General features: G+C 43.7%; 10 protein-coding genes and 4 tRNA genes. 1 reads left to right on the top strand and 13 read right to left on the bottom strand.

Going from position 1 to position 13,033, the window contains the following annotated elements:
* The first annotated feature begins 77 nt into the window (after window positions 1-77).
* The gene (locus tag ACXAGV_RS17775) at window positions 78-1,721 is read left to right on the top strand and encodes an alkaline phosphatase D family protein (protein WP_474874381.1); all 1,644 of its coding nucleotides are present in this window, start codon (window positions 78-80) and stop codon (window positions 1,719-1,721) included.
* 52 nt (window positions 1,722-1,773) lie between these two features.
* Here the strand turns inward: ACXAGV_RS17775 and ACXAGV_RS17770 are convergent, their stop codons facing one another.
* From ACXAGV_RS17770 to ACXAGV_RS17710, 13 genes are all read right to left on the bottom strand, one after another.
* Window positions 1,774-2,388, bottom strand: coding sequence for an ankyrin repeat domain-containing protein (locus ACXAGV_RS17770; RefSeq protein ID WP_474874380.1), 615 nt, complete (start codon window positions 2,386-2,388; stop codon window positions 1,774-1,776).
* A 148-nt stretch (window positions 2,389-2,536) separates the two neighbouring features.
* The gene (locus ACXAGV_RS17765; protein WP_474874379.1) at window positions 2,537-4,153 is read right to left on the bottom strand and encodes a catalase; all 1,617 of its coding nucleotides are present in this window, start codon (window positions 4,151-4,153) and stop codon (window positions 2,537-2,539) included.
* Window positions 4,150-4,326, bottom strand: coding sequence for a hypothetical protein (locus tag ACXAGV_RS17760; RefSeq protein ID WP_474874378.1), 177 nt, complete (start codon window positions 4,324-4,326; stop codon window positions 4,150-4,152). The genes ACXAGV_RS17765 and ACXAGV_RS17760 overlap by 4 nt, the downstream gene beginning before the upstream one ends.
* A gap of 288 nt (window positions 4,327-4,614) precedes the next feature.
* Complete coding sequence (locus tag ACXAGV_RS17755) at window positions 4,615-5,967, bottom strand: alkaline phosphatase PhoX (protein ID WP_474874377.1); 1,353 nt, start codon at window positions 5,965-5,967, stop codon at window positions 4,615-4,617.
* Window positions 5,968-6,369: 402 nt separating this feature from the next.
* Window positions 6,370-7,554, bottom strand: a complete 1,185-nt coding sequence (gene tuf, locus ACXAGV_RS17750) for an elongation factor Tu (RefSeq protein ID WP_012519826.1) — start codon at window positions 7,552-7,554, stop codon at window positions 6,370-6,372.
* Between the two features lie 67 nt (window positions 7,555-7,621).
* Window positions 7,622-7,697: transfer RNA gene (locus tag ACXAGV_RS17745), tRNA-Thr, on the bottom strand.
* A 7-nt stretch (window positions 7,698-7,704) separates the two neighbouring features.
* Window positions 7,705-7,779: transfer RNA gene (locus tag ACXAGV_RS17740), tRNA-Gly, on the bottom strand.
* A 33-nt stretch (window positions 7,780-7,812) separates the two neighbouring features.
* Window positions 7,813-7,897, bottom strand: a tRNA-Tyr gene (locus ACXAGV_RS17735).
* A gap of 7 nt (window positions 7,898-7,904) precedes the next feature.
* A tRNA-Thr gene (locus ACXAGV_RS17730) sits at window positions 7,905-7,980 on the bottom strand.
* A 121-nt stretch (window positions 7,981-8,101) separates the two neighbouring features.
* Window positions 8,102-8,848, bottom strand: a complete 747-nt coding sequence (locus tag ACXAGV_RS17725; protein ID WP_474874376.1) for a type III pantothenate kinase — start codon at window positions 8,846-8,848, stop codon at window positions 8,102-8,104.
* A gap of 142 nt (window positions 8,849-8,990) precedes the next feature.
* Window positions 8,991-9,977, bottom strand: a complete 987-nt coding sequence (birA, locus tag ACXAGV_RS17720; RefSeq protein WP_039222269.1) for a bifunctional biotin--[acetyl-CoA-carboxylase] ligase/biotin operon repressor BirA — start codon at window positions 9,975-9,977, stop codon at window positions 8,991-8,993.
* Window positions 9,974-11,008: a UDP-N-acetylmuramate dehydrogenase gene (gene murB / locus ACXAGV_RS17715; protein ID WP_474874375.1), complete on the bottom strand. Its 1,035-nt coding sequence runs from the start codon at window positions 11,006-11,008 to the stop codon at window positions 9,974-9,976. The genes birA and murB overlap by 4 nt, the downstream gene beginning before the upstream one ends.
* A 116-nt stretch (window positions 11,009-11,124) precedes the next feature.
* Window positions 11,125-12,687 carry a methyl-accepting chemotaxis protein gene (locus tag ACXAGV_RS17710; RefSeq protein WP_474874374.1) on the bottom strand — a complete coding sequence of 521 codons (1,563 nt, stop codon included), beginning with the start codon at window positions 12,685-12,687 and terminating at the stop codon, window positions 11,125-11,127.
* Between the last annotated feature and the right edge of the window lie 346 nt (window positions 12,688-13,033).

The following is a 13,033-nucleotide window of genomic DNA, read 5'->3' as shown; positions in this document are numbered from 1 at the left end:
AGGCAATTAAGGTATTGCTAGCGCTGTAGCTGTATTCGGCTGAGGCGCGCTCCCCTATTGAGAGAGAAGGTAAAACAATGAAAAACGCGATAAATTATTCCCGTCGACAATTTTTTAAAACGGCGGGGTTATCCGCTTCAATTTTAGGCTTTAGGGCTTCAGCCGCGCCTTTTGAAGCGCTGAATACGTCTTTTAAGCTTGATAACAACTACTACTTCCAACATGGAGTTGCCAGTGGTGATCCGCTCCCTAACGCTGTAGTCCTATGGACTCGCATCAGTCATGTTGCAACTGAAACACTAGTCACACTGCATGTTGCTTTAGACAGTTCGATGAAAAACAGCGTGCTTAAAGAACAGTTAACCACGTCTGAAAGTCGAGACTATACCGTAAAAGTTGATGTCCAAAACCTTTCGTCGGATACCACCTACTTCTATCAATTTGAAGTCAACGGCTACAGAAGCCGCATAGGCACTACGAAAACGGCACCTGTCACGACAGACCATGTCCGCTTTGCGGTTGTAAGTTGTTCAAACTACCCCGAGGGCTTTTTCAATGTCTACCACGCTATTACGAACAAAAATGCCGTTGGGGATATTGATGCCGTCCTTCACTTAGGCGACTACTTATATGAATACGCCGAAGATGAATACGGCGATGGATCGCGGTTAGGCAGAGCGCCATTGCCTGACAAAGAAATTACCAGCTTAAGTGACTACCGGACTCGACACGCCCAATACAAAACTGATCCTGATTTAGCTTTACTGCATGCTGCTTACCCCTTTATCACGGTGTGGGACGATCATGAAATTACGAACGATGCTCATCGCACTGGCGCTGAAAACCATAACGAGGGCGAAGGCAACTACCAACTACGCAAATCTTACGCAATTCAAGCCTATTATGAATGGATGCCTATTCGCGAAGGCAGTATCTACAGGCATTTTGAGTGGGGCTCGCTCCTTGATTTATATATGCTTGATACACGCATTGAGGGACGCGACCCGCAGGTTGATTCTCCTGTTTCAGCAGAACGCTACGATACCAACCGTACACTTCTTGGCGATCCGCAAGAACGCTGGTTACTAGATAAGCTCACTTCATCTACGTCTACATGGCGCTTTTTAGGGCAACAAGTGATGTTTGGTCAATTCAAAGGACTGAACGCGCCAAACCTAGAGGCAGCCGGAATTCCTGTTACCAAAGATATTCTTGCGCTTAACATGGACCAATGGGATGGCTACCCTGAAGCTAGGCAACGAATTCTGGACGCCATCAAAGCCTATAGAATAGAGAATACGGTTGTATTAACAGGCGATATCCACACGTCTTGGGGAATGGAGGTTTTTGAAGACAGTACTAACGGGTACACCTACAACGATCGTGTTCGCCTTGGTGAACAGCCCTTAGCAGTGGAGTTTGTGACGCCTTCGGTAACATCGCCGGGGTTAAGCGCCCCTGCTGCAGACCCGCTAGCCACATTGATACCGACAATGAACCCACATATGAAATACGTAGAGCTTAAATCTCACGGCTTTATGATTGTTGATGTTACCCATCAAAAAGTAACCTGTGATTGGTGGTATGTAGATACTATTGATAGTGCCGCATACAAGGCTTATTTGGCAAAAAGTTTGTATACCACCAATGGAAGCCAACGATTAACTGAACGCAAAGACCTAGGTGTATCCTTTGACTATACGCACAACCCTTTTAAATAAGTTCAGTTGCTGACAGCAGCCAAATCTTAGGGCGATTTAAAAGCGTTGAAGATTAATCAACGCTTTTGTTTAGTATTTTTGCTAACTCGTAGTTACCTTGTGAAAGTGCGATATCAGCGACCGAATTGTCCGCATTATCCATGTGGGCGGGATTAGCCCCTTTATCGATAAGCGTATTGATAATTTCTTGTCTGTCGAACAGGCTTGCGAACATTAACGCGGTTTGGCCTTTTGCGTTTTCTTCGTCAATATCGCAATCGGCAAATACGAGCTGTTTGGCAACGCTTACATGACCTTTAAAGATGGCGCCCATTAGTGCAGTGTTGCCGCGATTGTCTTCTTGGCATGGGTTGGCGTGTGCATTGCTGATAAGGAAGTCTACCGTCTCAGTGTGGCCATGATAGGCAGCAAGAATAAGCGCGGTATAGCCTTTTTCATCCGCTACGTTAACATCTAGGCCAGCTTGATAAAATGCAGCTAGCATGGCGCTATCGCCTTCTCGCGCCGCATCAAAATAGCGTGCTTTCAAGGCTTCCATATTAGGCGTAGTTGCACTTTGTTGAGTATTAGCTTGAGTTGTTGAGTCAGTTGCCGCACTAGTATAAACACTGGTGAAGGTGGCAACGACGAACAGTGCTGCCATAAGTGTTTGCTTCAAAAAAGACATTGTGCCCCCTTACTGGTAAATTAAATTTGGTTACTAATAAACTCTTTTGGCAAAGCGGTTTTAGCAAAGCTATAAGAGAAAGGTCGTTAAAGAAAAATGGGAGTTACTCAACACTGTGATGTAACTCCCAACGTTATTGCTACTTAGCTTATTGCATAAGTGCCGTTAGGCTTTCTGCAACTTGCTTTGCTTTTGCAGCGCGTGCTGCTTGTTGCTCCATCAAGTCTTTTGCAGTTTGGCGAACTTTCGACATTGGCGCTTTAGCTAGTTTAGCTACGCCCTTACCGTAGTTCTTATCTGCGTTGTACATATAAGCACTAATGATTACGCGAACCTCTTCTTCAGGTACCGATGCTAACGCTCCACCTAAGTTACTAATAAGGTGCGCTTGACCTTCTTTAGTTAGGTTTCTGAAAAACTCACCCGCTTGCTTAAAGTTCTGTTCTTTGTAGAACGGAATTTGTTGTGTCATACCTGCAAGCGGCTTGCTTGAATAACGAAACGCTGGGTCTTCGTTAAGGTCAAGACGGCGGCTTGGCTGATAATTCACATCGCGATTAGAGTTAGTTGTGCGAAGCTGTCCGTGTTGCTCATGGTTATTGATAACCGCATTTTTCGGCGCGTTAATAGGAATGCGGTACGCATTAACACCTAAACGATAGCGCTGCGTATCAGCATACGAGAACAAACGACCTTGAAGCATTCTGTCTTCTGATGGCTCAATACCTGGAATTAAGTTGCTTGGTGCGAATGCCGCTTGTTCGGTTTCTTCAAAGAAGTTATCCGGTACACGGTTTAGCACAAGGCGACCAATTTTCTTAGCAGGCACTAGCGATTCAGGCCAAATTTTAGTGGTATCAAGTGGGTTAAACTCAAAATCATCCAGTTGCTCAGGCTCTAACTCTTGAAGATACAGATCCCAAGATGCTGTTTCACCTTTTTCACCGATACGGGTATACACATCCGTGGTGTGCGGCTGGAAGTCCATACCTTGAACTTTCATTGCTTCTTCAGCAGAGAAGTTCTTAATAGGTTGGTTCGCTTTCCAAGTAAACTTCACATACTTGTAATTACCTTCGTCATCAACAAATTTAAATGCGTGAACGCCTGAGCCGTCCATATTTAAATAGCTTGCTGGTGTACCGTAATCAGAGAAAAGCATGGTTAACGTATGCGTTGACTCTGGCACGTGAGAGAAAAAGTCAAAAATGCGCTTCGCATCTTGCTTGTTCGTTACCGGCGACGGTTTAAATGCGTGAACCATATCAGGGAATTTAATCGCATCACGAATAAAGAATACCGGGAAGTTGTTGCCTACTAGATCCCAGTTTCCTTGTTCGGTGTAAAACTTCACCGCAAAACCACGTGGGTCACGCAGTGTCTCTGGCGATAAATGTCCGTGGACTACTGATGAAAAACGAACAAATACTTCTGTCTTTTTACCTTCGCCTTGAAATGGTGCGGCAACGGTCTCGTCAGATAGGTCGACATAGTTTTCATAGTAGCCGTGAATACCAACACCACGGGCGTGAACAACACGCTCTGGAATACGCTCACGGTCAAATGCCGCTAGCTTTTCAATAAGGTGAGAGTCTTGTAGCAATACTGGACCCCATGGACCTGCAGTTTGCGAGTTTTGATTATCGCCTACGGGGGCACCATTTTGTCGGGTTAGTGTATCGGCGCTTACCCCTAAGGTAAGCATACTGGCAGTTATGCCGCCTAGGACAAACTTAGTTAAGGTTGATTTCATCGAGGTTCTCACAGCTGTACTCCTACATGAAGGTTGGTACGAGGTTTAGGGGCTTTTACTTCTACACAAACTTGGTCGCCATAATAGTTATCAGCGTAATTGCATTGCGTTCGAATTGATTGCTTCGTGGTGGAGGAAACACGGTGGCTATTCGCCGTTGTTAGTTTTTTTAATAGTGCGCTCATTTCGCTCTCCTTGTTAGGTTGAGAGCATTATCATTAATTGAACAAAACTATTAAAACGGGTTAAAACGATTCATATAATTAATTTATTTAATTATAAAGAAGAGCCTTAATCGAAAAAAGATATAGGAGTAGCGTAGAGAGTGGCATTAGGGAATATAGAACTTAAAGGAAGTGCGGAATAATGAATTAACGGATGCATTTGACTAGTGCGCTAGGTACACGAATTCGAAACTAACGGCGCCACTTTCACCCAAGATGAATGTGTGGCGTCGCTGTTGGAGATACAAGTTAGCCTTTCAACCAGGGACCGGTAATGGCCAAGGTTTTCGTTGGTGAGTAAATATTAACGAAAAGTGTATTACCGTCTGGTGAGAAACACGCACCTGCTAGTTCTGTTTGCGCATGTAATTTAGCAAAGTTGTATACTTCTCCGCTTGGCGTAACACCACGCAAATGGTTATCTACTATGTCAGTGTACTGATCTTCGCACACCAATAAATGCCCGTTCGGGCACACAGTTAGATTATCGCCAAAGTTGTACAGGTTCTTGTCTTCACTTTCTAAAAACAGCTGAAGCTTGTCTTGGTTACCATCTTCTGATGTAACAAGCTTCATTACCTGACCTAGCTGCTTTTGCCCGCCATTGGTACAGCAGAAATAAAGCTCATCTTCGCCCCAGTGTATGCCTTCACCGCGAGCAAAAAGCGCGGCACCTTTATCGTACCCTTGCACGCGTAAATCATCATTAGGGCTTTCTGGGTTATCTAAAGCTACCCACTCAACGTTGAACCATGTAGCTAAAGGCATAGCATTGCCATTCCAGTTACGTGTATCGAACTGAGGCTTCCCTTTTACCACCAAAGCTTCTAACTGACCGCCCGCCGCTAAGTTACCGTACTCTTTAGGTACAAAGCGATAAAGCAAACTATCGCCTCTGTCTTCGGTCAGGTAGACAATACCCGTTTTAGGGTCAACACAAGCCGCTTCGTGATTAAATCGCCCCATGTCTTTAAGCGGATTAGCCTTTATTAGTGAGCTCGCATTGGCAGGTACTTCAAATATATAGCCGTGATCATTATTTACTACATCGCCGTTAGGGCCGTGAGGACGGTCTACCGATTCTTCACACGTTAACCATGTGTTCCATGGCGTAACGCCGCCAGAGCAATTTCTCACGGTGCCAGCCAAGCTAACAAACTCTTTTTCAACCTTTTGAGTGCTAAGGTTATACACCATGTTTGTGGTACCGCCAGGTAATGCAATGCCATTAGCGTAACTGTCATAAGCTAAGTCGCTGGAATGCGCTTGAATAGACTCAGGCTGAGCGTTTAAGTGTTTAGGGTGTAGTTCATGATTGCGTATTAGCGCCACTTTATTGCTACTACCATCTATGGGTAGGCACCCCATTCCATCGGCTCTATCAGGTACATGCATACCGTCAGACATTGCATTGCCAAGACTTGAAATAACTTTATAGCTAAAGCCTTTGGGTAAATCGAGCAGCTTTTGGGGGTCGGCAACGAGCGCGCCATAACCTTCACTAATTGGCATTGACGCCAAATTCATTTTCTTACCAAAAGCACTGGTCGCTAGCCCACCAAATGCCAAAGAGCCTACTAAAAACTGGCGTCGTGTAATCATGAAAATCTCGTTAAACAATAAAGCCGGGCATGATAGCCATTAATTGTTACAGTATAACAACACTATAAGAAATCATTGGCAAGTGGCATTCGTATTTTATAGGCAGACAGCTTTGGGAAAGCGGTTAATGGGGAGATGTGGGTTGGTGTCGGCGCTCTTACTTAAAAGCAAAGATGGGTTTACGGCGTATAGCTCCCCTCCTCTTCAAGCTATTTACTATGCCGGTTAAGGAGGGAGTGAAGCCCCATCAAAAACTGATCGCAGCAGGGACGCTGCTGCGAAGCCGCCATGGATGGCTTTACGGCGTGTTTTTGATGGGGCTTCACTCCCGAAGTTCTAAATCGCAGGCATAAAAAAAGCGCACCTAAGTGCGCTTTTTTGGCTTGTGTTGCTAAGTCTAGATTAGTCTAGGATCTTAGATACAACACCAGCACCTACTGTACGACCACCTTCACGGATTGCGAAACGAAGACCTTCTTCCATCGCGATCGGAGCAATTAGCTCAACTTTGAATTTAAGGTTGTCACCAGGCATTACCATTTCTACGCCTTCTGGAAGCTCTACTGCACCAGTTACGTCAGTTGTACGGAAGTAGAACTGTGGACGGTAGCCTTTGAAGAATGGAGTATGACGGCCACCTTCATCTTTAGACAGTACGTATACTTCTGCTTCGAAGTTAACGTGTGGAGTGATTGAACCAGGCTTAGCTAGTACTTGACCACGTTCAACTTCATCACGCTTAGTACCACGTAGAAGAACACCAACGTTCTCACCTGCACGGCCTTCGTCAAGAAGCTTACGGAACATCTCAACACCAGTACAAGTAGTCTTAGTAGTGTCTTTGATACCTACGATTTCTACTTCTTCACCAACCTTGATGATACCTTGCTCAACACGACCTGTTACAACAGTACCACGGCCTGAGATTGAGAATACGTCTTCGATTGGAAGGATGAACGGCTTGTCGATTGCACGCTCTGGCTCTGGGATGTATGAATCAAGCGCTTCACCAAGCTCGATGATTTTCTTTTCCCACTCTGCGTCGCCTTCAAGCGCTTTAAGAGCTGAACCTTGGATAACTGGTAGGTCATCACCTGGGAATTCGTATTCGTTAAGAAGTTCACGAACTTCCATTTCTACTAGCTCTAGAAGCTCTTCATCATCAACCATGTCACACTTGTTCATGAATACGATGATGTAAGGAATACCAACCTGACGACCAAGTAGGATGTGCTCACGAGTCTGAGGCATAGGGCCATCAGTCGCAGCTACTACTAGGATACCACCGTCCATCTGAGCAGCACCAGTGATCATGTTTTTAACGTAATCAGCGTGTCCTGGGCAGTCTACGTGTGCGTAGTGACGAGTAGGAGTGTCATATTCTACGTGTGAAGTAGAAATGGTGATACCACGAGCTTTCTCTTCAGGCGCGTTATCGATTTGATCGAAAGCCTGAGCAGAACCGCCGTAAGTTTTAGAAAGAACTGTAGTGATAGCTGCAGTTAGGGTAGTTTTACCGTGGTCAACGTGGCCGATTGTACCCACGTTTACGTGGGGTTTCGTACGTTCAAACTTTTCTTTTGCCATTTCTATTATCCCAGCAAAGTTACATTAAAAAATTTAGAAATTTTACATGAGCTGGGGAGAAATAAACTGGTGCTGATAGGCAGATTTGAACTGCCGACCTCACCCTTACCAAGGGTGCGCTCTACCAACTGAGCTATATCAGCACTGATTTGGAGCGGGCAGCGGGAATCGAACCCGCATCATCAGCTTGGAAGGCTGAGGTAATAGCCATTATACGATGCCCGCAATCCTAATTCTCTGGCCACCTCATAGAGAAAGTGGTGGAGGGGGCAGGATTCGAACCTGCGAAGGCTGAGCCGGCAGATTTACAGTCTGCTCCCGTTGACCGCTTGGGTACCCCTCCAGATTGATGGTGCCGACTGCCGGAATCGAACTGGCGACCTACTGATTACAAGTCAGTTGCTCTACCAACTGAGCTAAGTCGGCACTACATCAAGTGGGTGCGCATTCTAGAGTATTGTTTAACTCTGTGCAAGTGTCTTTTTGAAAATTTTTCAATTTTCTTTTTTGACCAATTTTTCAACTAATCAAAAACTTACGTCGATGTTCACTTTAGAAGTTCACTTCGAGCGTAGCGGGCAAGACCCTGCATCACCAAATGAGCGAGGCGCATGTTATCAGCAGATTTTAAGAATGCAAACACTTTTTTGTCTCCACCCCCTAAAATTATATCAAAATCGGTTTGTTTGCTTGATATGTAATCAATAGCGCTCAAATAAACACCATATAGTGCCGCATGACACCCTGATGCCACACAATCTTCAGTATCGGTTCCCACACCAAAGGTGGTTGGAATTTCATCATTCGCGAACACTTTTTTAGTAGAAGCAACCAAAGCATTACGCATTACTTGAAAACCAGGTACGATCCAACCGCCTAAATGTTGACCATCCACAACAAAATCAACCGTAATTGCCGTACCCACATCCATAACAAAAAATGCTTTTTTTGACTTTTCTGCAGCGCAGACCATAGCAAGCCATCTATCAACGCCCATTTTTTGAACATTCGCGTAACTATTTTTTATGCCGAAGGCTTCTTTCTCTGTGTGCTTTTCTACAAAAACAATATTTCGTTCATTGCACATGGTGGATATTTCATCAACCAGCTCTTGGTTTCTTACCGAGGCGATATATAAATGGGAAATTTTTTTCTGAGAATCGATAAAAGAGAATAGAGATTTGGCATCTTCGCATGCATTAGGCTCTTCTTCTGCATGACAAAGCAGTGAATATTTTATTCGGGTGTTACCGATATCCACTAATATGACGTGGTTTTCTTCAATGTTGTTCATATTTTTGGTTTCAATCGCAAAGCAATCCGTAAAACGAACGGATAAAATGCTATTTAAAAATCACAAAGATGAACTACGAAGTACTTTTATTATAAAAATGGCAAAAATTTTCGTAGCTCTGCTATAAAACAAAAATAAAAAGTTAATTGCCTCTAAGGCTAACTTCGCCACCGTGGAATCGGGTAATACCGTCTTGCGTTTCAACTAGTAGCGCGCCGCTGGCGTCCACTCCCCTATCAATTCCGGAAAAACGCTTCTCACCCATTTGTAAAACAATGCGTTTATCGGCGTATAAGTCGAGCGCTTCCCAATATGCTGTGAATGGCCCGAAGCCCTGCTGGGTAAATTTAGGTAAATAAGACCAAAGCGATTTAATTATTTCTGCCGCCAATGCATTTCTATCTGGGATAGTGCCCAAATATGACGCAAGGTCGCTATGAGGCTGACCCACATCGTATTGATTATCGGGTACGCAAACATTTAAACCTATGCCGATAACACTATGCGCTGTAGCGCCTATTTGCCCTTCTACTTCAATAAGTACGCCCGCAAGCTTTTTACCTTGCAAATAAATGTCATTGGGCCACTTTAATTCGGCATCTTCTACGCCAAATTCTTTAAGCGCATCGCAAACCGCTAGCCCAACTAACAAAGAAAGCCCAGCCATGCTTTGATAACCGTCAGGAAAAGACCAGTACATAGAAAAAGTTAGGCTTCCGCCAACGGGAGCTAACCATGAGCGCCCGTGTCTACCACGTCCATCGGTTTGAATTTCGGCAAAAACTACATCGCCGTTCTCAAGATCTTCTCGTTTGCTGGCAATACGCTTCTTCATTTCCGTATTGGTAGACGGCAACACTGACTCAACATCAATAACCGCTCGTTTTGTATTGCCTAAATGACGTTTAATGCTATCGGCGCTTAACAATGGAAAACCTCGTTCTAAACGGTAGCCTTTACCTTTTACTTTAAATACATCTAATCCCCAATCGGCAAGTTGGGAAATATGGCCTGCTACAGCGGTACGTGACAGACCCACTTGCTGTGCAATAGTTTCACCTGAGTGAAACTGACCGTCAGACAACAAAGCCAGTATATGTTTTCTTATAGCTTTTGATGCTTGTCTCATAGCGAAATAAGTCCTTTGTTTCCTAATAAGCGCACTTCTGGCTCAAGCTGTATACCAAACTTTTCATGTACGCTTGCTATGATATCTTTTGCCATGGTGATAACGTCGCTTCCGGTGGCTCCACCTAAATTAGTAAGCACCAATGGCTGTGTAGGGTGGCATCGTACTTTATTCAAAGTCTTGCCTTTAAAACCGGCTTGGTCGATAAGCCAAGCTGCCGGTATTTTAATTTGTTCGTTTTCAACTGCTGGCAATTCACTACTTTCGCTCACCACAAAATGGGGTACTGCATCGTATTCTTGCGCAATTCCTTGATACACGGCTTGTGAAACAACTGGGTTTTTAAAAAAACTCCCTGCATTGCCAAGCTCGGCTGGGTCGGGAAGTTTGCTCTTTCTAATTTCTATTACCTTACTATATATCTTTTCTGGGGTTGGCTCAGAAAGCGCGGCTAATTCACCATAGCTAGTTTCAAGTTCGTAATGCTTGGGCAGTTTAAAGTTTACATGAGTGATCAGCACTTTGTTCGCGAGTTCGTGTTTAAACACACTGTCTCTATAGCCAAATTGACAGTCCTTATTGGTGAGCACAACTTGTTCGCCGGTCTCAAGGAATACACACTCTACTTTTTCGATTAATGTATTTACCTCTACTCCGTAGGCGCCAATATTCTGAATAGGGCAAGCGCCAACCGAACCAGGTATTAATGCTAAGTTCTCAAACCCATACCACTTCTCGCTCATACACAAAGTCACGAAGTCATGCCAGTTTTCGCCAGCGCCAACTCTTAAGAAGTGATGACTCTCTGTATCGAAATGACTAATACCTTTAATTTCGTTAACTAGTACTGTTCCATCAAAGTCATTGGTAAAAATGGAGTTGCTTCCACCACCAAGAATGTAGATGGCGTTATCAGTTCGATTTTTGATTGATTTGTATATAGATAAAAAAGACGAAACATCGGTGAATAGCTCAATTGAATCACAGGATGCTGAGAGACCAAACGTGCTATAGCTTTGTAATGAAGGCATATAATTTTACGAACTGCGAACAATTCGCTAATGGTAGGGTAACCAAGCATTAAATAAAAGTGTAAACACACAAATAAGTGGTTGCATGGGCATGCAACCTTAAGCTCTTACTGGCACTATTGCTCTTCGGCTTTGTAGCCGATACGAAAACCGCCCCAGTGCTTACCTTTAACATAAATAGGCGCTGATAGATCGTGCATTATCTCGCCGGTATCACGTTTATATGTCTGGAGTAAAAAAGTAGAGGTATTGCTACCACAACGACTCCCTGTTTTATCGCTAAATATACGCTTTGTGCGATTATTCGCTAAGTCTGTCTCGTAATCACCGGTAAGGGGCTGGCTAAACTTTTTATTGTGGGTAGGAAAATAGCCATTCTTATCTACTGCTCCAGAGTAAATAATATAGCTGTGATTATCTAAAATGGGCTCCTGCAGCTCCGGAAGCGCCTTATCAGTAAAGCTATCAAAAGGAGTAGTGTGCTTTTCGGGGTTGGTGTTTGGCACCGGTGTATAATCAAAACTAAATAATTGTGACTCGGATATCTCACCGTTTGATATTGCTTGTTCGAAGCGCTTACCTATTTTTTGTGCTGTTGATATCGCGATATCCCTTACTTCACTATTCCTGTCGTTTACATCGAAACTCTCTAATAGTCTGAATATATCTTCTGCGTGGCTGCTCAATGTAAGCGCTCGTGTTGCTACATCATTGAGATCTCGCTCTAGATTTTCCGTCGTGCTATGTAGCTGTAATATATTGGCACTGATACCTGCACTGTGATCAGTATTACTCTCTACCATACCTTGCATAGCGCCCATTGATTCGCGAGCTTGCGTAGATAATGAGCTTGAATGAGATATGGCATTTTCACTTTCTTGTAACTGCACATTCATATCGTCACTAGAATTAAGCACAGTTTGCATTGTCTCGACCGCGGCTTGACTGCTCGTATTCATATCTTTCAACAAGCTTTCAATTCCTGATGTAGCATCCGTTGTTTTTTTTGCTAACTCTCTTACCTCATCCGCAACAACGGCGAAGCCTCTTCCCTGTTCACCTGCTCTTGCGGCTTCAATAGCGGCATTTAACGCCAGCATATTTGTTTGATCGGCCAACTGATTAATTGTATTGGTAATAGTACTGATACCCTCAGCCCTACTTTTTAAAATAGTTAATGCTTCTGAGGACGCATTTATATTCTTTACGAGCTGTTGTTGCTGCTTCAACACTTCTTTTAAAGACAAAGTACCTAACTGTGTTTTTTCGTCAGACTCACTCATTGATGCATAGGCATTCTTTGCAAGTTCATCTAACGAGCTTGATGAAGTTTCTAAGTGCTGAAGTCGCCCGCTCATCTCACCAATATTTGCGACCTGTTCATTAAAGGCTTTTGATAATTGTTCAAGGAAAAACGAAATAGAGGCGCCGCCTATAGCAATGTTACTTACAGCATGACTAACCTTCGTAGCATCGTTATTTTTAAGATTAGTTACATCTAACTCTATAGATGAACTGACATTTTCTATTGTCTTTTTATCAGACACGCTACAAACAAAAAACGCCCCAACCAGAGCACTCACAAAAGTAATGCCAGAAGCTATCCAGTGATTATCAGTGACCCAATTTGCCACCAAACTGCTTAACCCAGCGATAGCCGCCATCAATAAATACTTCATCAAACGCACTTAACATTTCATTAACATTTTTCAAATGTAGTCTGATCGCTATCTAATTTCTATAAGCAGTTGGTAGTAGAACTCCATTTACTTCAATGCAATTAATGAGAGCAGAGTGTATTACTTTGAATATTGGGGTCAGAGTACATTTCTACATTGCCAATGGGTCGCAGTGGTAGTTGGCTTCTAATTAGGACAATTGCAGTGGGAACTAATGAAATAAAGTACTCTGACCCCATTTTGATGTTCGCTGGAGCATGGCGGGGAAATTAATGTACTCTGACCCCATCATTTTTCTTTCTTCCAAACGCAAAAAACCCGCCGTTAGGCGGGTTCTTCTTAATGG

It is taken from the genome of Alteromonas sp. ABH4_453 (assembly GCF_056160665.1).
The sequence above is the reverse complement of the archived record's forward strand: the minus strand, read 5'-3'. Positions and strand labels throughout refer to the sequence as shown.